Source organism: Hydrogenophaga sp. L310, from assembly GCF_055703065.1.
This window is the reverse complement of record NZ_JBVPZA010000001.1, coordinates 55,362-77,670: the sequence shown is the minus strand read 5'-3', so window position 1 is coordinate 77,670 and position 22,309 is coordinate 55,362. Positions and strand designations below refer to the sequence as shown.

Annotated in this window: 24 protein-coding genes, 1 tRNA gene and 1 pseudogene; 16 read left to right on the top strand and 10 right to left on the bottom strand. The window is 62.2% G+C overall.

The features are described 5' to 3' along the window. Positions 1-24: 24 nt before the first annotated feature. The 5 genes from AC0GNO_RS00385 to AC0GNO_RS00365 are packed head-to-tail and all read right to left on the bottom strand — an operon-like array spanning position 25 to position 3,981. Positions 25-342: an MmoB/DmpM family protein gene (locus tag AC0GNO_RS00385; protein WP_472902513.1), complete on the bottom strand. Its 318-nt coding sequence runs from the start codon at positions 340-342 to the stop codon at positions 25-27. A gap of 14 nt (positions 343-356) precedes the next feature. Next, entirely contained in the window at positions 357-692 is a 336-nt protein-coding gene (locus tag AC0GNO_RS00380; protein ID WP_472902512.1) for a Rieske 2Fe-2S domain-containing protein, read from the bottom strand. Between the two features lie 3 nt (positions 693-695). Then, on the bottom strand, positions 696-962 hold the full coding sequence (locus AC0GNO_RS00375; protein ID WP_472902511.1) for a toluene-4-monooxygenase system B family protein: 267 nt from the start codon (positions 960-962) through the stop codon (positions 696-698). A 43-nt stretch (positions 963-1,005) separates the two neighbouring features. Continuing rightward, a complete protein-coding gene (locus AC0GNO_RS00370; protein ID WP_472902510.1) occupies positions 1,006-2,514 on the bottom strand; it encodes a ferritin family protein in 1,509 nt (502 codons plus the stop codon). Between the two features lie 33 nt (positions 2,515-2,547). Continuing rightward, entirely contained in the window at positions 2,548-3,981 is a 1,434-nt protein-coding gene (locus tag AC0GNO_RS00365; RefSeq protein ID WP_472902509.1) for an aldehyde dehydrogenase family protein, read from the bottom strand. 404 nt (positions 3,982-4,385) lie between these two features. On the opposite strand from AC0GNO_RS00365, the gene AC0GNO_RS00360 reads away from it, so the two are divergent. Further along, the gene (locus AC0GNO_RS00360; protein WP_472902508.1) at positions 4,386-5,411 is read left to right on the top strand and encodes an AraC family transcriptional regulator; all 1,026 of its coding nucleotides are present in this window, start codon (positions 4,386-4,388) and stop codon (positions 5,409-5,411) included. A gap of 141 nt (positions 5,412-5,552) precedes the next feature. On the opposite strand, the pseudogene AC0GNO_RS00355 reads toward AC0GNO_RS00360, so the two are convergent. Both AC0GNO_RS00355 and AC0GNO_RS00350 read right to left on the bottom strand, forming a co-directional pair. Then, positions 5,553-5,717 (bottom strand): annotated as a pseudogene (locus AC0GNO_RS00355) (transposase); the annotation flags it as partial. 62 nt (positions 5,718-5,779) lie between these two features. After that, positions 5,780-6,922, bottom strand: coding sequence for an ABC transporter substrate-binding protein (locus AC0GNO_RS00350; RefSeq protein WP_472902507.1), 1,143 nt, complete (start codon positions 6,920-6,922; stop codon positions 5,780-5,782). 248 nt (positions 6,923-7,170) lie between these two features. On the opposite strand from AC0GNO_RS00350, the gene AC0GNO_RS00345 reads away from it, so the two are divergent. From AC0GNO_RS00345 to AC0GNO_RS00275, 15 genes are all read left to right on the top strand, one after another. Continuing rightward, positions 7,171-8,058: a LysR family transcriptional regulator gene (locus tag AC0GNO_RS00345; protein ID WP_472902506.1), complete on the top strand. Its 888-nt coding sequence runs from the start codon at positions 7,171-7,173 to the stop codon at positions 8,056-8,058. Between the two features lie 260 nt (positions 8,059-8,318). Beyond that, positions 8,319-10,331, top strand: coding sequence for a conjugal transfer protein TraG (locus AC0GNO_RS00340; RefSeq protein WP_472902505.1), 2,013 nt, complete (start codon positions 8,319-8,321; stop codon positions 10,329-10,331). Then, positions 10,328-10,810, top strand: coding sequence for a ribbon-helix-helix domain-containing protein (locus AC0GNO_RS00335; RefSeq protein ID WP_472902504.1), 483 nt, complete (start codon positions 10,328-10,330; stop codon positions 10,808-10,810). The genes AC0GNO_RS00340 and AC0GNO_RS00335 overlap by 4 nt, the downstream gene beginning before the upstream one ends. A gap of 52 nt (positions 10,811-10,862) precedes the next feature. Continuing rightward, entirely contained in the window at positions 10,863-11,822 is a 960-nt protein-coding gene (gene trbB, locus AC0GNO_RS00330; protein ID WP_472902975.1) for a P-type conjugative transfer ATPase TrbB, read from the top strand. Continuing rightward, a complete protein-coding gene (locus AC0GNO_RS00325) occupies positions 11,819-12,175 on the top strand; it encodes a TrbC/VirB2 family type IV secretion system protein (protein ID WP_472902503.1) in 357 nt (118 codons plus the stop codon). Before trbB ends, AC0GNO_RS00325 begins: the two co-directional genes overlap by 4 nt. Further along, the gene (locus AC0GNO_RS00320) at positions 12,172-12,441 is read left to right on the top strand and encodes a VirB3 family type IV secretion system protein (protein WP_472902502.1); all 270 of its coding nucleotides are present in this window, start codon (positions 12,172-12,174) and stop codon (positions 12,439-12,441) included. The genes AC0GNO_RS00325 and AC0GNO_RS00320 overlap by 4 nt, the downstream gene beginning before the upstream one ends. Before the next feature lie 19 nt (positions 12,442-12,460). Continuing rightward, positions 12,461-14,896, top strand: coding sequence for a conjugal transfer protein TrbE (gene trbE / locus AC0GNO_RS00315; RefSeq protein ID WP_472902501.1), 2,436 nt, complete (start codon positions 12,461-12,463; stop codon positions 14,894-14,896). Continuing rightward, positions 14,893-15,657 carry a P-type conjugative transfer protein TrbJ gene (gene trbJ, locus AC0GNO_RS00310; RefSeq protein WP_472902500.1) on the top strand — a complete coding sequence of 255 codons (765 nt, stop codon included), beginning with the start codon at positions 14,893-14,895 and terminating at the stop codon, positions 15,655-15,657. The genes trbE and trbJ overlap by 4 nt, the downstream gene beginning before the upstream one ends. A gap of 30 nt (positions 15,658-15,687) precedes the next feature. Continuing rightward, entirely contained in the window at positions 15,688-15,948 is a 261-nt protein-coding gene (locus AC0GNO_RS00305; RefSeq protein ID WP_472902499.1) for an EexN family lipoprotein, read from the top strand. Positions 15,949-15,952: 4 nt separating this feature from the next. Continuing rightward, entirely contained in the window at positions 15,953-17,335 is a 1,383-nt protein-coding gene (trbL, locus tag AC0GNO_RS00300; RefSeq protein WP_472902498.1) for a P-type conjugative transfer protein TrbL, read from the top strand. Positions 17,336-17,344: 9 nt separating this feature from the next. Further along, on the top strand, positions 17,345-18,052 hold the full coding sequence (gene trbF, locus AC0GNO_RS00295) for a conjugal transfer protein TrbF (protein WP_472902497.1): 708 nt from the start codon (positions 17,345-17,347) through the stop codon (positions 18,050-18,052). Continuing rightward, a complete protein-coding gene (trbG, locus tag AC0GNO_RS00290) occupies positions 18,049-19,050 on the top strand; it encodes a P-type conjugative transfer protein TrbG (RefSeq protein WP_472902496.1) in 1,002 nt (333 codons plus the stop codon). The genes trbF and trbG overlap by 4 nt, the downstream gene beginning before the upstream one ends. Then, a complete protein-coding gene (locus AC0GNO_RS00285) occupies positions 19,047-20,345 on the top strand; it encodes a TraB/TrbI/VirB10 family type IV secretion system protein (protein WP_472902495.1) in 1,299 nt (432 codons plus the stop codon). The genes trbG and AC0GNO_RS00285 overlap by 4 nt, the downstream gene beginning before the upstream one ends. Next, entirely contained in the window at positions 20,342-20,593 is a 252-nt protein-coding gene (locus AC0GNO_RS00280; protein WP_472902494.1) for a DUF2274 domain-containing protein, read from the top strand. Before AC0GNO_RS00285 ends, AC0GNO_RS00280 begins: the two co-directional genes overlap by 4 nt. Positions 20,594-20,720: 127 nt before the next feature. Further along, positions 20,721-21,134, top strand: a complete 414-nt coding sequence (locus AC0GNO_RS00275; protein WP_472902493.1) for a helix-turn-helix transcriptional regulator — start codon at positions 20,721-20,723, stop codon at positions 21,132-21,134. 63 nt (positions 21,135-21,197) lie between these two features. On the opposite strand, the gene AC0GNO_RS00270 is transcribed toward AC0GNO_RS00275, so the two are convergent. From AC0GNO_RS00270 to AC0GNO_RS00260, 3 genes are all read right to left on the bottom strand, one after another. After that, positions 21,198-21,274, bottom strand: a tRNA-Pro gene (locus AC0GNO_RS00270). A 35-nt stretch (positions 21,275-21,309) separates the two neighbouring features. After that, entirely contained in the window at positions 21,310-21,762 is a 453-nt protein-coding gene (locus AC0GNO_RS00265; RefSeq protein WP_472889481.1) for a MerR family transcriptional regulator, read from the bottom strand. A 197-nt stretch (positions 21,763-21,959) separates the two neighbouring features. After that, the gene (locus AC0GNO_RS00260; RefSeq protein ID WP_305362868.1) at positions 21,960-22,286 is read right to left on the bottom strand and encodes an integration host factor subunit alpha; all 327 of its coding nucleotides are present in this window, start codon (positions 22,284-22,286) and stop codon (positions 21,960-21,962) included. Positions 22,287-22,309 lie beyond the last annotated feature (23 nt).

Here is a 22,309-nt window from a genome sequence, read left to right as displayed (position 1 = left end):
GCATTTGTCTCCGTGTTCTGTGAGTCACAGTGTCTTGCTGAGGAAGAACCGAACTTGGTCCTGGGTCGTCTCAATGCGACCTGCAAACGTGGCGAGGTTCAACTCGAGTTCGGCCATCTCGAACGGCCGACCAAGTGCTTCTTCGAGCGTCGTGCGTCGGATGATGAGTTCGCCATCCGTCGAGATGCGGACGTAGGCCATCTGGTCATCGACCACGATTTCTCGCCCGGGGTTGTCCTCGCGCGCAGCCTCAATCACCGCCCTTGAGATTTCGCAAGCCCTGATGACGGGGCCAACGCGGTTGTTCTTGTAGCCTTCGCCAATGGTCGTGGGGGTACCCATGGATTGCTCCTGTGTCAGGTGTGCGTGAACTTGCGGACTTCGACATCCAGGTCGACAAGGACCTTGTCGCCTTCGATTCGCAAGGGAAATTTCGTCAACTCGCAATCGCCGGGGTTGATGCCCTTGCCTGTGCAGGCATCAAACACCCAGTTGTGAGCCCGGCAGATGAGCGTCTTTCCGTCGAACTTGCCGTCAATCAAAGCCACTTCCTGGTGAGGGCATAGCGGCTGATACGCGATGAGTTCGCCGTCGGTTGGCCAGACAAGCAACACCTCTTGACCTTCCAGCTCACGCGCCTCCATCTCGCCTTCCCAGAGCTCGTCCAGGGGGCACAAGAATTTGAAGGCCATGGCTCAGGACTCCTGCGGTTCGAACATGAACTGCAAGCATTGCATCGGTGCGATGCCCGCGTCGATGAGCTTCATGTCCCGCGGCAGGAACGCCTGTTCACCCTGCTTTCGAACTCGTATGTGATGCCCTTTCCGGGGAGCCACACTTCTGTTGATAGAGTGGTGCGCCGCAGCTGCACACACCTCGTCCATGGTGTTCTCGGTGTCGACGGGAACCAACTTCAAACAGAAGTCGCCTTCGAACGCCGACGAGATTGGGAAAAGTGCCATTTCAGTCTCCAAAAAAATGTCTGGTCTTTTGGTCCGCGCTCAATCAAGCTGCAGCGGCGAGCTTTGCAGCACGGTGCGCATACTCGGCAACCCAGGCGTATGCATGGGCGTCGTCCCCGGCCTCTCCAGGGCCCAGACTCATGTACTGGAGTGCCCCCTGGAGGTTCATCGGTTGAATCATTCCGGCCAGGAATCGGTCAACCACGCTCATGTGATTGCGATAGCGTGCAGGGTCCACTTGGAAAATCCAGCGGTCGATTTCTGAGCCGAAGTGGTAAGTGCGACCTTCGTGCTCGAGGGGGTAGTCCTGCAGTGACCACTTGTCACCCGGGACGCCGCAGATAGGGATGCCAGACATGTTGCAGATGACCGGCAGCGTCTCTGGGTAGGTCAGGTCGGTGCGACCCGCCACAAGGTTGTCGATGATGACGTCCCAGCAGCGGCCGAAGGTGGAATTCCAGCCTGGGTACTTCTCTTCCAGCCACTCTCGGTCACCAGGCGTGACGCCTGCCGCCGGGTTCCACCACACTGTCGGACGCCAGGTCCAGATGCCAATGTGGTACGCGTGGTGCATGTACTCGGTCTCCTTCATGAGGATGTCCCAGTACCAGGGGAGATCAAGGCCGAGGTCGATGAGCGTGCGCTGGAATTGTCCAACGATGAACTCATTGGCAAATTCTTGGAATGAGTGCTTGCGGTTCTCCCGCGGCGTGTAGTAGTCCATCGACAGACCGCTGACAACCGCAAAGACACGCCACGCCCGAGCAATGGCCACATCGATCATGCGTTGCGCCTCAGCCTTCTTCCCATTGGCAATGAGGATTTGCAAGGTCGGCCCGCCAATCTGGGCATGACGCGCTTCGTCCGTCTGGATGCTGGAAATCAGGTGCGAGAACGAGTAGTCACCGGTTTCGCAAGCGTCTGCCGAGAGGCCCACAAACTGCATGTTCGTGAATCCCGTTTCGAAGGCGAATGTGAGCATGATTGCCGAGGAGACAGCATCACGCGCCAGGTGCAAGTCGTCGCCCATGGCGCGAATGGCGATGGCACCCCATTCATTGGTGTGCAGCGCCTTGTGCGCCCAGTCGAACTGGCGGTCCTGAGAGACCAGTTCGTGCGGGAAGTACAGCTGCAGTTGGGCGTGGCGGTTCTCGTCGAGCATCCCGAACGTCGCCATGTTGCGCATGCCTGGTGCCAAACCGAAGCGAGCCATGCGCGCCTCGCCTTGCTGTGCGGCGTACTCAGCGAGAGCCACACCACCGTAGTGCAATTTCAAGATGTTCCGCCAGCCGGCATCGGCCTCGGTGAACAGACGGTTGCGCTCCAACGCTGCCTTGACGGAGTAGACTCCAGAGTCCTTCTCCCGCTGCACCCGGACGTACTCGGGGTAGCTGGTTTTGTAGGGCTCATCGTAGGTTTCCCATTGTTCGATGGGGATGCCCATCGAGCCAGCCTGCACATCGGGGAAGATTTCCGCTTGGGTGACGAACGTGGGGGTCCAGTTCGTCGTACGTGCCAAGTCGTACCAGTCGCTGCGTTTCAAAAGTGCCATTGCTGTCTCCTTGAAGATGAATCGATCGAAAACTCAGGCCTTCTTGAGGCTGATGACTTGCGGCTGGGTGACGCCTTTGAGGCCCTCGATGCCGAACTCGACACCCCACCCCGAGCCCTTCATGCCGCCAAAAGGCACCATGGGGTGAATCGCACCATGCTGGTTAATCCACACGGTGCCAGCCTCAATCCTTGAGGCCACAGAACGCGCTTCGTCGAGGTCGGCTGACCACACCGACGCGCCCAAGCCCACGTTCAGACGATTGGCACTGCGAATTGCATCCTCGACATCGCTGTACTTGATGATGGGGAGCACAGGACCAAACTGCTCTTCGTCCACCAGCGCAGCGCCATCGCCAATGCCAGTCACGAGCGTGATGGGGTAGAAGTACCCTGGGCCTTCGGGTGCCTGTCCACCACAGACCACCGTCGCGCCACCCGCCTTCGCCTTTTCGACCAGGGCGCTGACTTTGTCGAACTGCATGCGGTTCTGAATGGGCCCCATCGCAATACCCGGCTGCATGCCATCACCCATGGGCATGGCCTGGGCCAAACTTGCCAGTTGATGGACAACCTCGTCGTGCAGGCTCTCGTGCACGTAGAGGCGCTTTGCACATGCACAGGTTTGCCCCATGTTGAGGAATGCACCCCAGAACAGGCCCATGGCCATGGCCTTGGGGTCAGCGCCAGGCAGGACGATTGCTGCGTCGTTACCACCCAGCTCCATGGTGGTGGGCTTGAGGGTTCGAGCTGCTGTCGTTGCGATCTTGGAGCCGGTCGTGCTTGAGCCCGTGAAGAGAATCTTGTCAACTAACGGGTGCTCGACCAGCAGGGCTCCCACGTCGCCCAGACCGCTCACAGTATTCAAGACGCCGGCGGGAAGGACTTCGGCCATCAGTCGCACCATCTCCAGAGTCCCAATGCTGGTGTACTCGGAAGGCTTGATGACCACCGTGTTGCCCGCACGAAGCGCGGGGATGATTTGCCAGATAGCAATCAACAGCGGCCAGTTCCACGGAGCAATCGCTGCAATCACGCCGTAGGGTTTGCGGTGCAATTCATCTCGACGCGTGCCATCCTCGAACACGATATCCACCGTCATGGGCAGACTGGCGGGAACCTGCGTCCAGACTTCGCAACCCCAAAGCTCGAAGCGCGAGCCAGGAACCTGGTCTGGCCCAACGCCACCCAGTGGTTTACCTTGTTCGCGGGTGACAAGTTCTGCGAGGTACTCAGAGTTGGACTTCAGGACTTCTGCCACCTTCATGAGGGCCGCCTGACGCTCGCTGTCTGGCCGCGCCGCCCACTCTTTCTGAGCAGCCTTTGCGGCTGCCACAGCTTGATCAACTTCTGCGAAGCTGCTCTTCGCTACGAGGCCAAGGACGCCCCCGGTCGCGGGGTTGAACGACTGGAATGTGTCGCTTGTTTTGACCGGCTGCCCATTTACCGTATTCAGATACGTCTTCAAAGCTTGTCTCCTGATTGGATTGCCACAAAATGCAGTGAGTGATGGTCGCGAACTCAGCGTTTAGATGCATGACAGACAGTGCAATGCGGTTGACTGCTGGTGCAAGACTTCTTAGGGGTTTTCGCTACCAGCTGGACCACCCCACTATCAGTTCGGGCCCGTTTGCTGTGAAGGAATTGTTGGCCTGTGACGGTGGTGGTTCTATCCCGGGAACGCAGTCGGTATCCCTGGGCTGCAGCCGCGAGGGGCGGACTTTCCCGAATACGGCATCACGGGTAAGCCCTCATCGCCCACCTAGGGTTTTTCCCTAAACTGAATGGTGTCTTGTCTCTTCAGCCGAGTAGCCAGCGTTGTTTCCTGGATGCCTTGAGAGTTCAGATTTGCCTTTGAAATCGCCGTCCTACATGCACTCCACGATACAAGCCGAACAGCTCAACGAGGTGCTTTCGTCGCACACTCTGTTTCGCTGCGCGGACGACGCTGAAGAAACCTGCTCTCGAGTGGGTCAAGTTTTTCGACCACACAGAATGCGTGTACTGGGGAGCCAGCAGCGACTGTCGGCTCGCATGGACCACCTTCCCTTCGCGAGCATGTCGCTGAACCGACTGAGCTATGGCTCAAGCGTTTCGATTGCCTCTGACCCCATGGGAGAGTTCGCGATGGTGTTGATGCCTCTTGCGGGAGGTGCTGACATCCAGTGCGGTCATCAGCAGGTCTACTCAACACCTGACAGGCCTGCGCTGGTCAGCGTGAATCAACCGCTGTCAATGCGTTGGTCCGGCGATAGCGACATGCTCATTCTGAGAATCCAGCAAAGGGCCCTGGAAGCAGTCTGTGAAGAGCTACTCGGCCGCGAGCTTGAGCGACCACTTGAGTTCAAGCTGTCAATGGACCTTGACGACAAGAACCTCCGCGGGTGGCAATCGTTGATTGGTTTCTTTGCAACCAACAGCGCATTTACCGAGCAGGCCGCAGGCACACCCTTCATTTCTGCCAACTTTGAACACTTGCTTATTGGCACTCTTCTACAGAGTCACCAGCACAATTTCTCTGTTGAACTTGAACGCCCTTCACTGCCGGTTTCGCCCATCTACGTACGACGCGCGGAGCAGTACTTGGCCGACCATTGCGAGCAGTCGATATCAGTGGAAGATGTCGCCCGAGCTGCAGGAGTGAGCGTGAGAACTCTCTATGCTGGATTCCAGCAGTACCTGCAGACCTCGCCGATGAACGCGTTGAAGGACAAGCGGCTGGAGCGAGTGAGGACAGAATTGCATAGCGCCGTTCGTGCCCGTTCGACCATCACAATCGCAGACGTGGCACTGAACCTCGGCTTCACGCACCTCGGGCATTTCTCCAATGCCTATCGTCAGAAATTCGGCGAGTTGCCCTCGCAGACGCTCAAGGGCAAGTCGAAGTCAGAAAACTAGTGTCCTGGCCCGGCCGCGCTCGCCCGCTTCAGCGCGCTGCGCGGGCGCACCCATCCCGTGAGCCGCTATCTCGACAAGTCACCTTTGAACACATCATGTCATTGGGTGTGTCCGGGAAACTGGGGGCAACCCACGAAGCTCCTTCAATCTGATCAACCCCACTTGGCTGGGGTAGGCGCTATCGCTGTACACGCGCTGTTGGTTGCCACGCACCAACTCGGGCAGCAGGTGCATACCGTGCACGTTGGCTGCGGTTACCACAGCGCTGTGGGCCAGTCTGGTGCAGCTGTCCACACCGATGTACATCTACATGTCCATTCAAAAGATAGTGCAACAGCATTTATGCCACATATTAACGGGACAAAACTCTAGTAGAGGAGCCTTCCGCCATTGGTAACAACCCCGATATCAATATATTGAAGTCCAACATGCTGATTTGGACTGTAGCCAAACTGAAGATCTCCGAGGTCCAGCTGGAGGCCCTCGAGTTGATTTCTCAGCTTAACTGGGCTCGGATTTGGCCCCACGCGAATCAATCCCTCGACAATGACTTTAGCCGCAATATATCCCTCCAATGAAAGTGAACTAAAGCGGACGTCAACACCCTCTTTCTTGCGAAGATCTTCTTGGTAGGTCCGTATAAGACGACGGCGTGAATCGAATGGATTCGGAATCACCTGAGATAGCCCTACGCCGACAGCAAGATTGCTCCCTGCTGACCGGTATAGTGCCCCGGCCTCATTGTAGGAAGGGGCATAGATCCATATCCGACTCCCTCGACCTCTCAACTCTGCCGTTAGTCTTGCCGTTTCATTCACGGGCAATAGAGCAATCACAGCTGCTGGATTCTTCTTGACCAGCATTTCTGCCGCCTGTGAAATATTCCCTTCGCCTTTGGGCGCAATAGGTATTTCTCCTAAAATCTTTAAATCCAAACGAAGAGCAGCTTCTTCCGCCACAAGAATAACATCTCTTATCGACTTCTCATCCCAATAAACCAACCCCACCTCTTTTAAGCCAATAGATGCTATATGCGCAATCAGCTTTTCTACCTCAGCATCATCTCCCAGCCCCAAATGAAAGACGAATGGGTTAATTGGATTTCTAAGTTTATAGAGACCTGGAATCCATCCAACCAATGGAACACCCAGATTTTTAGGGATTCCCTGAGCCAGCAGCGCTTCGATATTCGCTGGCCCTATTGGATAAATAAATGCCACAGGTTTTTCTGTTCTATGTAAATCCTGAAACAAGGCCACTGTTTTGTTTGGATCAAAGGCATCATCACGTGATATTAAGCGAATTTTTGCACCAAGCACCCCGCCTTTCGAATTCACAGCAGAGAAATATGCCATCGCGCCTCGATGCACTTCATTTGCATAAAATGAAACAGGGCCGCTAAACGGAGCGACTTGTGCAATAACAATTTCCTTGGTTCCACCTGCGACCGGGGAAAAGAAAATTAGCCCTATCAAGAACGACCATCCAAGAAAAATAGTTTTGAAAGTCATAGATACAATTTCCGCATATTGCTAGAGATTCAATCTTTCCAGACTTCGACGTTCTCCGCCCACCAATTTGTGCAAGCAAGTTGACTCACAGTGCAAAAATCTATTGGTGTTTACCCTTTAGATGAGTGCAAAGTAAAGAACTCGGGTAAAAGCTGTCACCTTCACTGCAACCTCTTTGAGTGAAACATGCCCAGGACCAGACGACACGCGAAAGGCCCGTGCCGGACCAAGATCGATCCATGTGAAAAATGTTTGAACTAAGACACCTTCGCTACTTTGTTGCTGTTGCAGAGCAACTCAACTTCCACAGAGCTGCAGAACAGGTGCATATCGATCAATCGCCACTTTCACGCGCAATACGCGATCTGGAAGAAGACCTCTGTGTCCAATTATTCAAACGCACATCCCGCACCTTGCATCTAACGCCAGCAGGTGAAAAACTGCTTCTCGATGTCCGCGCGTTGTTCGCCGGCTTGGAGCGCACCAAACGTGCCGTTCGTGAGACTGATAAAAACTGTCGAGCTCCTCTTCGTATTGGGGTGGCAGATGGACTCTGCCAGCCAAAACTGACCACATGCCTCTCTGATTGGGTTCGTTTAGTACCTCAGGTACCGCTTGAGCTTCACGATATGTTGGCATCTGAGTTGGCGGATGCCCTACGTCGTGAAGAACTGGATGTCGGTATCTCGTTTGGTGTGCCAGACGAGGAAGCACTCATCCAGGAATCCGCTTGGGGATATTCTTTGAAAGCGGTGATTCCCATCGGTCACGAACTAGCGACCAGGACGAGCCTGTCTTTGAATGAGGTCGCATCTTTCCCCATGATCGCCAGCAGCCACAAGTACATACCAGGAGTTCGAAAGCAGATTGATGCCCTCCTAAAGCGATGCGCGATAGAACCAGCTATCGCGGGCGTGGCGAGTTCAATGGCGAGCTACCTCGCTCAAATTGCTGCAGGTTTTGGCGTAGGCTTGGCTGACTCGGGGCACTTACAAAACCTGCAATGTGAGGGCATTGTCTGCATCCCACTGGTAGACCCCGCAATGAAAATCACCACCCATGTACTGCACAAGCGCCAGCGCTCTGTGTTGCCAACTTCGGTGCAACAGTTCCTCACACACACAAAGTCCATGTAGCAAAAGTTACCGTGTCGCTCGGTGGGTCATGGCTTCCCGCCAAAACGGCCACGAAAGCGTCGGCGATACCAGCAACATGCTGAGGCAAGCACGCGTCAGTGTGCCTGCAGGACTCGTCGTTTTCGACTGCCAATCACGACCGCCTTAGCTCCGCTTCGCCCGGATGGGTGTTACCGACATCGCATTGATTTCACACTCGATTCTGCGATGCCATGGGGGCATGCGCGAAACGTGGAACCAGAATGCGAGGGAGGTAGCACATGTCAGGTGCGGCGACCGGAATCCGGTTCGGCCAGATTTTCTTGGTGCTCGCCACCGCCTTGGGTGGGGTGTGGGCGGCCACGCAATGGACCGCCGCGGCACTGGGGCATCAGCCGCGGCTGGGGTCGCACTGGTTCGACCTGTCGGGTACTCCGGTGTACGAGCCCTGGAAGCTGTTCGAATGGTGGTACTTCTACGATGCCTACGCGCCCAAGGTGTTCGAGCGCGGCGGGCTCATCGCAGCATCGAGTGGCATTGTGGCCACGGGAGCGGCTATCGCCATGGCGGTCTGGCGCTCACGCATGTCTCGCCAGGTCACAACCTACGGTTCGGCGCGCTGGGCTGAACGAGATGAGATCGCCAAAGCGGCGCTGATTCAGCCTGCCGGAGTGTTCCTGGGGTTGTTGCGAGACAAGGAATTTCGCGCCGCTGCGCTGTACCTTCGACACGACGGACCAGAACACGTGATGGCCTTCGCACCCACCCGCTCGGGCAAGGGCGTGGGACTCGTGGTCCCCACCCTGCTGAGCTGGCCAGGTTCGACCGTGGTCCATGACATCAAGGGTGAGAACTGGACCCTCACCGCGGGCTGGCGCTCGCGTTTTTCGCACTGCTTGCTGTTCAACCCGACCGATGTCCGGTCGGCCGCGTACAACCCGCTGCTGGAAGTCCGACGCGGAGCGCACGAGGTGCGCGATGTGCAAAACATCGCCGACATCCTGGTCGATCCCGAAGGCGCACTGGAGCGGCGAAACCATTGGGAGAAAACCTCCCACTCACTGCTGGTGGGCGCCATCCTGCACGTGCTCTACGCGGTGGAGGACAAGACCTTGCGCGGCGTGGCCAACTTCCTGTCGGACCCGGCCTGCCCCTTCGAGCTGACGCTGCACCGCATGATGACGACGGCGCACCTGGGTGTGGCGCCACACCCGGTGGTCGCTTCGGCCGCGCGCGAGGTGCTGAACAAGAGCGACAACGAACGCTCCGGGGTGCTGTCCACCGCCATGAGCTTCCTTGGGCTGTACCGCGATCCGACCGTGGCGGAGGTCACCTCGCGCTGCGACTGGCGCATCGCCGACCTGATCTCCGGCAAGTCACCCCTCTCGCTCTACCTGGTGGTGCCGCCTTCGGACATCAGCCGCACCAAGCCGTTGATCCGCCTCATCCTCAACCAAATCGGTCGGCGGTTAACCGAATCGCTGGATGGCTCAGACGGCATCCAGCGCAAACACCAGTTGCTGCTGATGCTCGATGAGTTTCCGGCGCTGGGGCGGCTGGATTTCTTCGAGAGCGCCCTTGCCTTCATGGCGGGCTACGGCCTGCGGGCCTTCCTGATCGCGCAGTCGCTCAACCAGATCGACAAGGCCTATGGACTGAACCATTCCATCCTGGACAACTGCCACGTGCGCATCGCCTTCGCGACCAACGACGAGCGCACGGCCAAACGCATCTCCGAGGCGCTGGGCACCGCGACCGAGTTGCGCGCCCAGCGCAACTACGCCGGCCACCGGCTGGCACCCTGGCTCGGTCACCTGATGGTGTCGCGGCAGGAGACTGCCCGCCCCTTGCTCACGCCGGGGGAGGTGATGCAATTGCCACCCGACGACGCGGTGGTGATGGTGTCTGGCCATCCGCCGATCAAGGCGAAGAAGCTGCGCTACTACCTCGACCGCAACTTCACCCAGCGGGTGCTGGCGCCTCCCGAGCTGCAAGTTGGCTCCTATGCAGATCGCCCCACCCATCGGCCGGATGACTGGGCTGGCTTGCTGCTCCCGGTCGCAGCAAATGGCGCGGGCTCAGGACACGGCATTGGCTTGGCTGACGAAGGCGGACACCAGCTCAAGCCCGAACTGGAGGTGAGCACTGAGCTGCAACCGGATGCGGATGCTGGCGACCTCCTGATGCTCGACGACGAGGACGATCTGCCCTTGCGGCCGCAGGACTTGGACCGCCAACTGATGCGCAGCGCGCGTCTTGCCGCGCTGGATCCAGACGATGGAATCGCGCTGTGAGCCGCACCCGCCTGAACATTTTCATCGAGCCGGACCACGCCAAGCGGCTGGACCAGTTGGCCGCGCACAAGGGCGTGTCCAAGTCGGCGGTGATCGCGGCCGCGCTGGCCTCGTTCTTGTCGCCCGATGGTGGGGACCAGCGTGAAGCCGCGATGGCCAAACGGCTGGACCGGCTCTCGCGCCAGTTCGACCGGCTGGAGCGTGATCAAAACGTGCTGATCGAAACCGTGGCGCTGTACGTGCGCTATTTTCTCACCGTGTCCCTGCCGGTGCCGGAAGGCCAGCAGGAAGCCGTGCGCGCCCAGGGTCGCATGCGCTACGCCCAGTTCATCGAGCAGTTGGGCCGTCACATCCAGCGCGGTCGCAGCCTGGTGCGCGAAGTTCACGAGGACGTCACCCCAGCTGATGTGCCGACGCCGGACGCGAGCGATGGAGCGGCAACAGCGACCCAGGAGAACGGCCTTGAACCGCAGGTCTGAGCCATCGCCGCCCTCGACCGGATCGGACGTGCCGCTGGAGCGCAGCGTGCGCATGTTGCGCACGGCCATGGGGCCCGAGATCGCGAGCGCATTGGCCGATCCAGAGGTCGTGGAGGTGATGCTCAACCCGGACGGCGCCCTGTGGGTGGACCGTCTGGGTTCGGGGCGGCAGCCCACGGGCGTGTCCATGCCGTCGGCCGTGGCCGAGCGGATCATCCGCCTGGTGGCCGCGCACGTGAACGCCGAGGTGCACGCCGGCCTGCCGATCCTGTCGGCCGAGTTGCCCGAAACCGGTGAACGTTTTCTGGGGGTGCTGCCGCCCGTGGTGCGTGCGCCCTCCTTCGCCATCCGCAAACGGGCGCTGCGCATCCTGTCGCTGGCGGACTACGTGGCCGACGGTGTGATGAGCGAGGCCCAGGCCACGTTCCTGCGCTGGGCCGTGCGGGAGCGGCTGAACATCGTCGTGGCCGGCGGCACCAGCACCGGCAAGACCACCCTCGCGAACGCACTATTGGACGAGATCGCCCAGACCCGTGACCGCGTGTTGATCCTGGAGGACACGGTGGAACTGCAGTGCCGCAGCGACGACCACGTGTGCATGCGCGCCGAGCCCGGCGTTACCACCATGGCCGATCTGGTGCGCGCCACGCTGCGGCTTCGACCCGACCGCATCGTTGTCGGCGAGGTGCGTGGCGCTGAAGCACTCGACCTGCTCAAGGCCTGGGGCACCGGCCACCCCGGTGGCATCGCCACCGTGCACGCCGGTTCGGCCGCCGGTGCGCTGACACGTTTCGAACAACTGGTGCAGGAAGTCTCCGTCACCGTGCCCCGCCCGTTGATCGCCGAGGCGGTGAACGTGGTCGTGTTCCTGGGTGGGCGGGGACGCGCGCGCCGGGTGCGCGAGATTGCCCGGATAACGGGTTTCGACACCCACGGCTACCAGTTGTCCCACGACCTCTACCCCACCTCGTTTTCAACACCCGTCACCCAACCACCTGGAGAAACGCCATGACGCCTTTCCACACTTCCGTGCAAACGCAAAACCTGAGCCATCGATTCCCTTTGCGAATCGCCCTGCTGCTGGTTTTCAGCTTGCTGGTGCTTGCCCTGCCCGCCCACGCGGCGGGTTCGAACATGCCGTGGGAAGCACCGCTGCAGTCCATCCTGGATTCCATCCAGGGGCCAGTGGCGCGCATCGTGGCGGTGATCATCATCATCGCCACCGGCCTGACGCTGGCCTTCGGCGACACCTCGGGTGGTTTTCGGAAGCTGGTGCAAATCGTATTCGGCCTGTCGATCGCGTTCGCGGCATCGAGCTTCTTCCTGTCGTTCTTCTCGTTCTCCGGTGGGGCGGTACTGTCATGACGGCCCCCACCTCGCTGATCGGCTTCGAGGTGCCGCTGCACCGGTCCCTGACCGAGCCCATCCTGATGGGCGGGGCACCGCGCACCGTGGCCATTGCCAACGGCACCCTGGCGGCCGCCGTGGGTCTGGGTCTTCAGCTCTGGATCCCCGGCCTGGTGCTGTGGCTGGTCGGCCACTCACTGGCGGTCTGGGGCGCGCGGCTAGACCCGCAGTTCATGCAGGTGTTCGCGCGGCATGTGAAGCACCGCATGTTGCTGGACACCTGAACACGCGAGAGCTGTAGCCATGTTGAACCTCACCGAGTACCGCAAGCGCCCCGCCCTGCTGGCCGACTGGTTGCCCTGGGCAGGCCTGGTCGCGCCCGGCGTCGTGTTGAACAAGGACGGCTCGTTCCAGCGCACGGCACGCTTTCGGGGACCGGACCTGGACAGCGCGACCCAAGGCGAGTTGATGGCCACGGCCGCCCGCCTGAACAACGCGCTGCGTCGCCGGGGTTCGGGCTGGGCCTTGTTCGTCGAGGCGGAGCGCCGCGCCGCAGCGGGTTACCCAGACTCGGTGTTTCCGGAGTCCTTGTCCTGGCTGGTCGATGAAGAGCGGCGCGCCGCCTTCGACGAGGTTGCCAGCCACTTTGAGAGCAGCTACCACCTGACCTTGGCGTGGCTGCCACCTGAGGAATCCCGGTCGCGCGCATCGGGTCTGCTGTACGAGAACCGCTCCACCGAGAACGTGGACTGGCGCGAACGCCTGCAGGGCTTCATCGCCGAGTCCGACCGCTTCATGGGACTGCTCGAAGGCGTGATGCCCGAGGTCGGCTGGCTGGACGATGCGCAGACGCTTAGCCACCTGCACGCGGGCGTGTCCACACGGCGCCATCCTGTGGCTGTGCCCGAGGTGCCGATGCACCTGGACGCCCTGCTGGCCGACGAACCGCTGACCGGTGGCCTGGCCCCCATGCTGGGGCAGCAGCACCTGCGGGTGTTGTCGGTGCGCGGGTTTCCGACTTCGACCTGGCCGGGCATCCTGGACGAACTCAACCGCCTGGGTTTCGCCTACCGCTGGTGCACCCGTTTTCTCTGCCTGGACAAGGCCGAGGCCGAACGCGAACTGGTGCGCTTGCGCCGGCAGTGGTTCGCCAAACGCAAGAACATCGCGGCCCTGCTGCGCGAGACCATCTTCCAACAGGAAACCCCACTGGTCGATTCGGATGCGTCCAACAAGGCCGCCGACGCCGATGCCGCGCTGCAGGACCTGGGCAACGACCAGGTGGCCTTCGGCTACGTCACGGCCACCGTCACCGTGATGGACAGGGACGCCAGCGCCGCCGACGAGAAGCTGCGCGAGGCCGAGCGGGTGATCCAGGGGCGCGGTTTCGTGACCATTCCCGAGACGCTCAACGCGGTCGAGGCATGGTTGTCCTCGCTGCCGGGCCACGCCTACGCCAACGTGCGCCAGCCCATCGTGTCCACGCTGAACCTGGCGCACATGATGCCGGTGTCGGCGGTGTGGGCCGGCCCCGAACGCAACGCCCACCTTGAGGGTCCGCCCCTCATCGTCACCCGCACCGATGGCGCCACGCCGTTCCGGCTGGTGACCCATGTGGGCGACGTGGGCCACACCCTGGTGGTCGGGCCCACGGGCATGGGCAAGTCGGTGCTGCTCGCCACCATGGCCATGCAGTTCCGCCGCTACCCCGGTGCCCGCGTCTTTGCCTTCGACATGGGTCGCTCCATGCGGGCCACGGCGCTGGGTCTGGGCGGGGAGCACTACGACCTGGGAGCCGATGGTGCCGTCGCCTTCCAGCCGCTGGCCCGGGTGGATCAGGACGCGTACCGCGCCTGGGCGACGCAGTGGATTGCCGGCCGTCTGGTGGCCGAAGGTGCCCAGGTCGGCCCCGCCGAGAAGGAGCAGATCTGGAGTGCGCTGGCCAGCCTCGCGAGCGCGCCGGTGGAGCAGCGCACCATGACCGGCCTGAGTGCCCTGCTGCAGTCGAACGCGCTGCGGCAGGCGCTGGCGCCCTACGTGCTGGGAGGCCCCCACGGCAAGCTGCTGGACGCGGATCACGACCGGCTGGGATCGGGCGACGTGCAGTGCTTCGAGATGGAGGAGCTGATGCACAGCAAGGCCGCGGTTCTCGCCGTCCTGGCCTACCTGTTCGCGCGTCTCGAAGAGCGTTTCGACGGCGCACCGACCCTGTTGATCCTCGACGAAGCCTGGCTGTTCCTGGACGACCCGGTGTTCGCGTCCCGCATCCGGCAGTGGCTCAAAACACTGCGCAAGAAGAACGTGTCCGTGGTGTTTGCCACGCAGTCGCTCGCCGACGTGAAGGAGTCGAGCATCGCGCCGGCCATCGTCGAGAGCTGCGCGAGCCGAATCTTCTTGCCCAACCCGCAGGCGATCGAGCCACAGGTGCGCAGCATCTACGAAGGCTTCGGCCTGAGCAGCCGGCAGATCGAGATCGTCGCCAACGCCGGTCCCAAGCGGGACTACTACTTCCAGTCGCGCCTGGGCAACCGGGTGTTCGATCTGGGTCTGGGCCCCATCACGCTGGCTTTTGCCGGTGCGTCCTCACCCGAGGACCAGCGGGACATGGACCGCGTCTGGGAAGCCCTGCCACCGACCCGAAGGGGCGTTGACTTCGCGGCCACCTGGCTGCGCCACCGAGGCCTCGACTGGGCCGCCGAGTTGATTGACCGCCATCCACCACCAGGAGAACTTCCATGAAAACCCGTCCTTCCCTCCATCGCAAGCTGCTCGCCCTGCTGGTCGCGGGCACCCTCACCGTCGGCGCCGTGCAGCCTGCGCACGCGCTGTTCGGCATCGGCGACATCGTGTTCGATCCGTCCAACCTCACGCAGAACATCTTGACCGCAGCACGCACGCTGGAGCAGGTCAACAACCAGATCCGCCAGTTGCAGAACGAGGCGCAGATGCTGCTGAACCAGGCGCGCAACCTGACCAGCCTGGACTTCAGCGTGCTCAACGACCTGCGCGCCACGCTGTCGGCGACCAACCGCCTGATCCAGCAGGCGCAGGGCCTGGCCTACAACGTCTCGCACATGGAGTCGGAGTTTCGGCGCCTGTATCCCGCGTCCTACTCGGCCGCGGTCACCGGCACGCAGATGGCGCAGGACGCGCGCTCGCGCTGGCTCAATTCGCTGGAGGCCCTGCGCACCGCGACGCAGGTGCAGTCGCAGGCGGTGCAGAACTTCACGGCCGACGAGCGAACCCTGAGCGAGCTGGTGAACCGCAGCCAGTCGGCCACCGGTGCCCTGCAGGCGATGCAGGCGACGAACCAGTTGCTGGCGTTGCAGTCGCGCCAGGCGATCCAGGCCCAGCAACTCCAGATCACACAGGACCGGGCCGAAGCGCTGGAGCAGGCGCGCCAGGTTGCCGTGCAGGAGCGCTCGCGCGAAGTGCGGCGCCGCTTCCAGGGCGAAGGCACGCCTTACACGCCCGCCAGCGTGAACTTCTACCGCCAGTGAACCCTGCCACCCACCCACAGGAGAGCAGCCATGTTCCGTCTGTTGATCATCCCCACCGCATTGGCCGTGTTGACCGCCTTGACCACCCTCGGCGCCTGCTCCGACAAGGCGCCCACCGACACGGCCGAATCCTTGCTGGCCAACCCGGAGCGGCTCAAGGAACTGCGGGTGCAGTGCAAGGCCAATCACGCCCAGGTCGGCGACGCGACCTGCAACGCGGTCAGCGAGGCCACGCGACAGCGCTTTATGGGCGCGGGCACGCCCTACACACCGGCACCGGTCAAGGACTGAGGCCATGAACGACATCGCGGTCATCGACCGCTTCCTGGATGTCTTCTCGCGCTACATCGACTCGGGCTTCGGCCTGCTCGGCGGCGAGGTGCGTTTCCTGACCGCCACGCTGGTGCTGATCGACATGACACTGGCCGGGCTGTTCTGGGCCATGAGCCACGCGGGTGGCGGAACGGGCGACGAGGTGATCGCCAAGCTGGTCAAGAAGGTGCTGTACGTCGGGGCCTTCGCCTACATCATCGGCAACTTCAACAGCCTGGCCAGCATCGTGTTCCGCTCGTTCGCCGGTCTCGGTCTCACGGCCTCGGGTTCCGGCATGACGCAGGCCCAGTTCCTGCAGCCCGGTCAACTGGCCAAGGTGGGCGTGGACGCTGGCCGCCCCATCATGACTCAGATCAGCGACCTGGTGGGCTTCCCCGAGGTGTTCGCCAACCTCGACGTGATCGCCGTGCTGTTCCTGGCCTGGCTGGTGCTGATCGTGAGCTTCTTCGTCCTCGCGGTCCAGCTCTTCGTGACCCTGATCGAGTTCAAGCTCACCACGCTCGCGGGTTTCGTGCTGGTGCCCTTTGCGCTGTGGAACAAAACCGCGTTCCTGGCCGAGCGGGTGCTGGGCCATGTGATTTCTTCGGGCATCAAAGTGCTGGTGCTGGCGGTGATCGTGGGCATCGGCTCGAGCCTGTTCGCACAGTTCACCACCCCGCCCGGGACCGAGCCCAGCATCGACCACGCGCTGGTCATCATGCTGGCCGCCCTCTCGATGCTGGGACTGGGGATCTTCGGACCGGGGATCGCCACCGGCCTGGTGTCGGGGGCGCCGCAGTTGGGCGCCGGTGCGGCTGCGGGCACGGCGCTGGGCGCGGCAGGTCTCGCCGTGGCCGGCGGTGCGGCCGTTGCTGGCGGCGCTTCCGCCGTGGCGGCCGGCGCCCGCATGGCGCCCGGTGCCGCGCGGGCGGCCATCGGCGGCGGTGCCGCAGCGGCCCGCTCGGCGGGTTCGCTGGCCGCCAGCACCCAAGCTGCGTACCGGGCTGGTGCTTCGGCATCACCAGACGGTGGCCTGAAAGCCGCTGGCGCCGGCGTGGCGCAGGTCGCGCGCAGCGGCGCGGCAGCCGTCGGTCAACGCGTGGCGGCGGGTGCCCAGGCGGTCAAGGACAGCGTGGCCGGCTTCGTGAGCGATGCGGCGGCGCCATCGGCATCGTCGGCCGGACCATCACAGGCCTCGCCGTCACCCGGTGACGGGGGTGCGCCGCCCGCCCCAGCGTGGGCGAAGCGCCTGCAACGCCACCAACGGATCTCGCACGGTGCCACCACCGCCGTGCACGCGCTGCGGTCCGGCGATGCCGGTGGCAGTGGTGCCCACCCCAGCCTTCGTGACGACTCGAACCCCTGAGGAGGTCCCATGCGATTCAAACGACCCCAGGTGCGGTACTCGGACACCCCCGAACCCGTCACCCCCTACCAGGCCGCCGCACAGGTCTGGGACCACCGCATCGGACAGGCCCGTGTGCAGGCCCGCAACTGGCGCTTCATGGCCTTTGGCTGCCTCTCGCTCGCGCTGCTGATGGCAGGCGGTCTGGTCTGGCGTTCCGCGCAGTCCATCGTCACGCCGTATGTGATCGAGGTGGACCAGGCGGGCCAGGTGCGCGCCGTGGGCGAAGCGGCGACCCCATACCAGCCGAGTGACGCGCAGATCGCCTTTCATTTGGCGCGCTTCATCACCGACGTGCGCTCGCTCTCCATCGATCCCATCGTCGTGCGCCAGAACTGGCTGGAAGCCTACGACTACACGACCGATCGAGGGGCTGCCACCCTGAACGACCACGCCCGCGCCACCGATCCGTTCGCACGCATCGGGCAGCAATCCATTGCGGTGCAGGTCAACAGCGTCGTGCGTGCGAGCGACAACTCGTTCCAGTTGCGCTGGACCGAGCGCCGCTACGTCAACGGCGAAGCCGCTGGACTCGAACGTTGGACCGCCGTGCTCTCCACCGTGCTGCAGGCGCCGCGCACCGAGGAGCGCCTGCGCAAGAACCCATTGGGCATCTACGTCAATGGCTTGTCCTGGAGCCGTGAACTCGACACCACCGAAGGAGTGAAAACACCATGAACCCGTCCCTGCACACCGCCGTGTTGGCGATCGTGTCGCTCGCCTTGGGCGGCTGCTCCACGCCGCTCAAGCCACCTCCCACCATCACGCTGGACGAACCCACGGTGGCCGCCCAGGCCTTGCCCGACCCCCCGCTGCCGGTGGAGGTGGTTCAGGTGCCTGCGCCCTTGCCGCTGCCCAATCAGTTAAAGGCCCTGCCCGCAGACGCTTCATCAACGCACTCAACCGAATCCCTCGATGAGAAGGTCCGGGTCTGGCGCGCCAACCGCGAGGCGCGTGTGGCGCCCACCCGCGAGGGCTACGTGAATGCGATCCAGGTCTGGCCCTACACCGAGGGCGCGCTGTACCAGGTCTACACGAGCCCGGGACGGGTGACCGCCATCGTGCTGCAGGAAAGCGAAGAACTGGTGGCCGTGTCGGCTGGCGACACCGTGCGCTGGGTGGTGGGCGACACCGCGAGCGGCGCCGGCCCCACGCTGCGCGTGAACGTGTTGGTCAAGCCCACACGCACGGGCCTGAAGAACAACATGGTGATCACCACCAACCGCCGCACCTACCTGATCGAGTTGTCGTCCACCCCGCAGGCCTGGATGGCCTCGGCGTCCTGGGACTACCCCAAGGACCGCATGCTGGCCCTGCAGCGCCAGACGCGCGATGCGCAGGCCTCGGCACCCATCGACACCGGTCTGTCGCTGGAGAACCTGCGGTTTCGGTACGCGATCAGCGGCGACGGGCCTTCGTGGAAACCGGTGCGGGCTTTTGATGACGGGCAGAAGGTCTACATCCAGTTCCCGGGCGGCATTGCCCAGGGCGAACTGCCGCCGCTGTTCGTGATCGGCGCACAGGGCGATGGCCAGTTGGTCAACTACCGTTTCCGGCCGCCTTACTATGTCGTGGACCGCTTGTTCGGCGCCGCCGAACTGCGCATGGGGGCTGGCAAGGCCGAGGTGGTGCGCATCGAGCGCACCGATGGCGTGGCACGTGGGGGTGGGTCGTGAGCGAGCCAACCGCCCAGCCCTCGCCACCGCCGGCCCCCGCGCCGAAGCTGGACCCGGAGCGCCTGGCCCTGCGCGCGCAGCCGCGCCCCGTGGTGCGCCTGAACCGGCGTGTGCTCGCTGCGCTGATCGGTGGACTCGCGGCCCTGGTGCTCGGCGCCACCTTCTGGTCCCTGCAGCCCCGCACCCGCGAACACCACCCGGACGGCGAGTTGTACAACGTGGACCGGGTGGCCCGCTCCGAGGATCTGGAGCGCCTGCCCAAGGACTACGCGGCTCTGCCGTCCATTCCCAAGGCACCGCCGCCTTTGCTCGGTGAACCGCTGCCGGGTGACCTGGGACCTGCCATCTTGAAGGCCCAGCAACCGGGCGGCTCCATGGCGGGCGGAGGTGGCATCGATCCCGCCCAGGTGGAGCGCTTGGCGGCCGAGGAAGCGGCGCGCTCGTCGGTGTTTTTCAGGGAGGCGGCAGGACGCGGAGCTTCAAAAGCAACAACGCCCTCACCCACTGATCCGGGTTCGCCCATGACCTCGCAGCAGCCTTTCAATGCGCTCGCGGACGTGCCCATACGCACGGCGGCCGGCGCAGCGTCCATCGACCCTGTGGCTATGCAGAACCGACAGGACCAGAAGGAAGGTTTTGTGGTCAAGCCCGGAGACACTTCAACACGCCATCCCGGTGGTCTGCAATCGCCGGTATCACCCTACCAGGTGATGGCGGGCACCATCATCCCGGCTGCATTGGTCACCGGCATCAACTCCGACCTGCCGGGCCAGGTGATCGCCAACGTGACCGAAGGGGTGTACGACACGGCCACTGGTCGCCACCTGCTCATCCCGCAAGGCTCGCGCCTGATCGGTCGCTACGACAGCCAGGTCGCCTTCGGGCAACGGCGCGTCCTGCTGGTCTGGACCCGCCTGGTGTTGCCCGACACCGCCTCCATCGCACTCGACCGCTTGCCCGGCATCGATCCTGCGGGCTATGCCGGACTGGAAGATGGTGTGGACTGGCATTGGGACCGCCTGCTCGCGGGGGCAGCCCTCTCCACCTTGCTGGGGGTGGGCGCGGAACTGGCGGCACCCGACAGCCAAATTGACAGCGATCGCGTGGAGGTGGCCGTGCGCCAGAGCGCACAGGAAACAGTGAGTCAGGTGGGGCAAGAAGTCACCAAGCGCAACCTGAGCATCCAACCGACTTTGACGATCCGGCCGGGGTTTCCGATGCGGGTGATGGTCAGCAAGGACCTGGTGTTGCGGCCGTACCAGCCGTTGTTTTTTCAGAGGGGTTCGTCGCAATGAAAGACGCCTCAACCAAGCTACGCTTGGGTCCACTGCCCAAGACCGACATGGTCAAGCTCACGGTCACCATCACGGCCGACTTGAAGGCTCAACTGGATGCTTATGCGGAGGTGTACAGCCGCGTGCACGCACCGACCGATGTCCTTACATTGGTGCCCCACATGATCGCCGCGTTCATTGAACGGGACCGCGGATTCAAGGCCATGCGCGCTCGACCGCCTGCGCGATCAACGACACCCACCCAGTAGGCCACGAGCCCTACCCTGCCCCTCGCTGCGCTTGGCTGCGGCGGGTGGGCGTCGATGGACATCGACGGCAATCTATGGACGTGCACGGTAGCGATCGCTGCTGTGATGAACGTCAAAGGAGCGCCCCATGCCTGCATCGGCTCATCGCACCGCGAAAGATCCCAGCGCCAATGACCTGGCCGCGCAGTGCGCCTTGCAGGCAGCACAACTGCTGCAGCAGGCGCTGATGCTCATGGGCGTCGAATCTCACTCGGCCCACGCGGAGTTTCGATGGCCTGATCGGTTGTTGAAGCTTCCAGAGGTGGAGCGGCTGACCGGGCTTTGTCGCTCGACCATCTACGAGCACATGCAGAAGGGGACATTCCCCAAATCCGTGAAGGTGGGCCGCAGAGCGGCCACATGGTCGGAGAGTGCGGTGCAGACCTGGATTGCGGACCGGGTCGAAGGCCGCACGCTGGGCCAGACCATCCGCCGAACGGCAAGATCTGCCGACGTGGAATTGCAACAATCGCAGGTGCCAGAAAATTTAGGACACCGTTAGGACACGGAGCCCCAGAAAGACTAAAGGGTTAGCAGGAACTAACCTGCTAACCCTCGTCAATATTGGTCGGCGTGGCGGGATTCGAACTCGCGACCCCTTGCACCCCATGCAAGTGCGCTACCAGGCTGCGCTACACGCCGACAAGCCTCATAGTATAGCTGGCTATTCCAAGAATTCAGGCTCGAACACTCAGAAGCTCGCGAATTTCCAGCAGTTCGCGTCGCACTCCAACCCATTCCGCTCCCGAACTCTGGCTCATTGGCCTGATCAAGACTTCGTCAGCACTCCCAACCACCCGTGGGGCTGCAACCTCAAAGTCCATCACCTCGATCGCTTCATCGCCTTCGTGACGACGCTTGTCCCGCTCAGCATGCACGAGCTCCTGCAGTTTGTTGCGAGCGCCACTGATGGTGAAACCCTGGTCGTACAACAGTTCACGAATACGCCGAATCATCAGCACCTCATGATGCTGGTAGTAGCGCCGATTACCACGTCGCTTCATCGGACGCAGCTGGGTGAACTCCTGCTCCCAATACCGCAGCACATGCGGCTTGACGCCGCAAAGCTCGCCCACTTCACCGATAGTGAAGTAGCGCTTGGCCGGGATGGGAGGTAGCGTTTTTTCCATGAAAATCAAGGCGGTAGAGGCCGAACCTTGAAATTTACTCTAACACAGGCCAGTGCGGGTGAGCACACACAAATTCCCGCACATATTGCAGCCAAACGCCACTGTCTGGCAATTTCACACGTTTTTGCGGTGCACTTTCGACGTAAAAAAGCCCGGGGCTCAATGCCACCGGGCCGAATCGTCGTCACATCCCGGAATCAGTTGCCGATGACCGCTGTTTGCACCTGCTCCTTGAGCTTCGGGCTGGCGTGAAAGGTGACGACGCGGCGCGCCTCGATGGCCACCGGCTCACCTGTGCGTGGGTTTCGGCCGGGTCGCGGCGCCTTGGTGCGGATCTGAAAATTGCCAAAACCGGAAATTTTCACATCGGTGCCTTCGACCAGGCTGTCGGTGATGAGATCGAAGAACGCGTCAATCATGTCCTTGGACTCACGCTTGTTCAGCCCTATCTGATCAAACAACAGTTCGGCCAGTTGTGCTTTGGTCAGAGCCGGGGTTTCCAGGCTTTCGACAGCAAGTTCCATGAGTTGATGCTCCATCCTCGTTG

Coding starts and splice junctions, on each gene's coding strand:
- AC0GNO_RS00385 (WP_472902513.1), bottom strand. CDS start 342: ATGGGTACCCCCACGACCATTGGCGAAGGCTACAAGAACAACCGCGTT.
- AC0GNO_RS00380 (WP_472902512.1), bottom strand. CDS start 692: ATGGCCTTCAAATTCTTGTGCCCCCTGGACGAGCTCTGGGAAGGCGAG.
- AC0GNO_RS00375 (WP_472902511.1), bottom strand. CDS start 962: ATGGCACTTTTCCCAATCTCGTCGGCGTTCGAAGGCGACTTCTGTTTG.
- AC0GNO_RS00370 (WP_472902510.1), bottom strand. CDS start 2,514: ATGGCACTTTTGAAACGCAGCGACTGGTACGACTTGGCACGTACGACG.
- AC0GNO_RS00360 (WP_472902508.1), top strand. CDS start 4,386: ATGCACTCCACGATACAAGCCGAACAGCTCAACGAGGTGCTTTCGTCG.
- AC0GNO_RS00350 (WP_472902507.1), bottom strand. CDS start 6,922: ATGACTTTCAAAACTATTTTTCTTGGATGGTCGTTCTTGATAGGGCTA.
- AC0GNO_RS00345 (WP_472902506.1), top strand. CDS start 7,171: ATGTTTGAACTAAGACACCTTCGCTACTTTGTTGCTGTTGCAGAGCAA.
- AC0GNO_RS00340 (WP_472902505.1), top strand. CDS start 8,319: ATGTCAGGTGCGGCGACCGGAATCCGGTTCGGCCAGATTTTCTTGGTG.
- trbB (WP_472902975.1), top strand. CDS start 10,863: ATGTTGCGCACGGCCATGGGGCCCGAGATCGCGAGCGCATTGGCCGAT.
- AC0GNO_RS00325 (WP_472902503.1), top strand. CDS start 11,819: ATGACGCCTTTCCACACTTCCGTGCAAACGCAAAACCTGAGCCATCGA.
- AC0GNO_RS00320 (WP_472902502.1), top strand. CDS start 12,172: ATGACGGCCCCCACCTCGCTGATCGGCTTCGAGGTGCCGCTGCACCGG.
- trbE (WP_472902501.1), top strand. CDS start 12,461: ATGTTGAACCTCACCGAGTACCGCAAGCGCCCCGCCCTGCTGGCCGAC.
- trbJ (WP_472902500.1), top strand. CDS start 14,893: ATGAAAACCCGTCCTTCCCTCCATCGCAAGCTGCTCGCCCTGCTGGTC.
- AC0GNO_RS00305 (WP_472902499.1), top strand. CDS start 15,688: ATGTTCCGTCTGTTGATCATCCCCACCGCATTGGCCGTGTTGACCGCC.
- trbL (WP_472902498.1), top strand. CDS start 15,953: ATGAACGACATCGCGGTCATCGACCGCTTCCTGGATGTCTTCTCGCGC.
- trbF (WP_472902497.1), top strand. CDS start 17,345: ATGCGATTCAAACGACCCCAGGTGCGGTACTCGGACACCCCCGAACCC.
- trbG (WP_472902496.1), top strand. CDS start 18,049: ATGAACCCGTCCCTGCACACCGCCGTGTTGGCGATCGTGTCGCTCGCC.
- AC0GNO_RS00280 (WP_472902494.1), top strand. CDS start 20,342: ATGAAAGACGCCTCAACCAAGCTACGCTTGGGTCCACTGCCCAAGACC.
- AC0GNO_RS00275 (WP_472902493.1), top strand. CDS start 20,721: ATGCCTGCATCGGCTCATCGCACCGCGAAAGATCCCAGCGCCAATGAC.
- AC0GNO_RS00265 (WP_472889481.1), bottom strand. CDS start 21,762: ATGGAAAAAACGCTACCTCCCATCCCGGCCAAGCGCTACTTCACTATC.
- AC0GNO_RS00260 (WP_305362868.1), bottom strand. CDS start 22,286: ATGGAACTTGCTGTCGAAAGCCTGGAAACCCCGGCTCTGACCAAAGCA.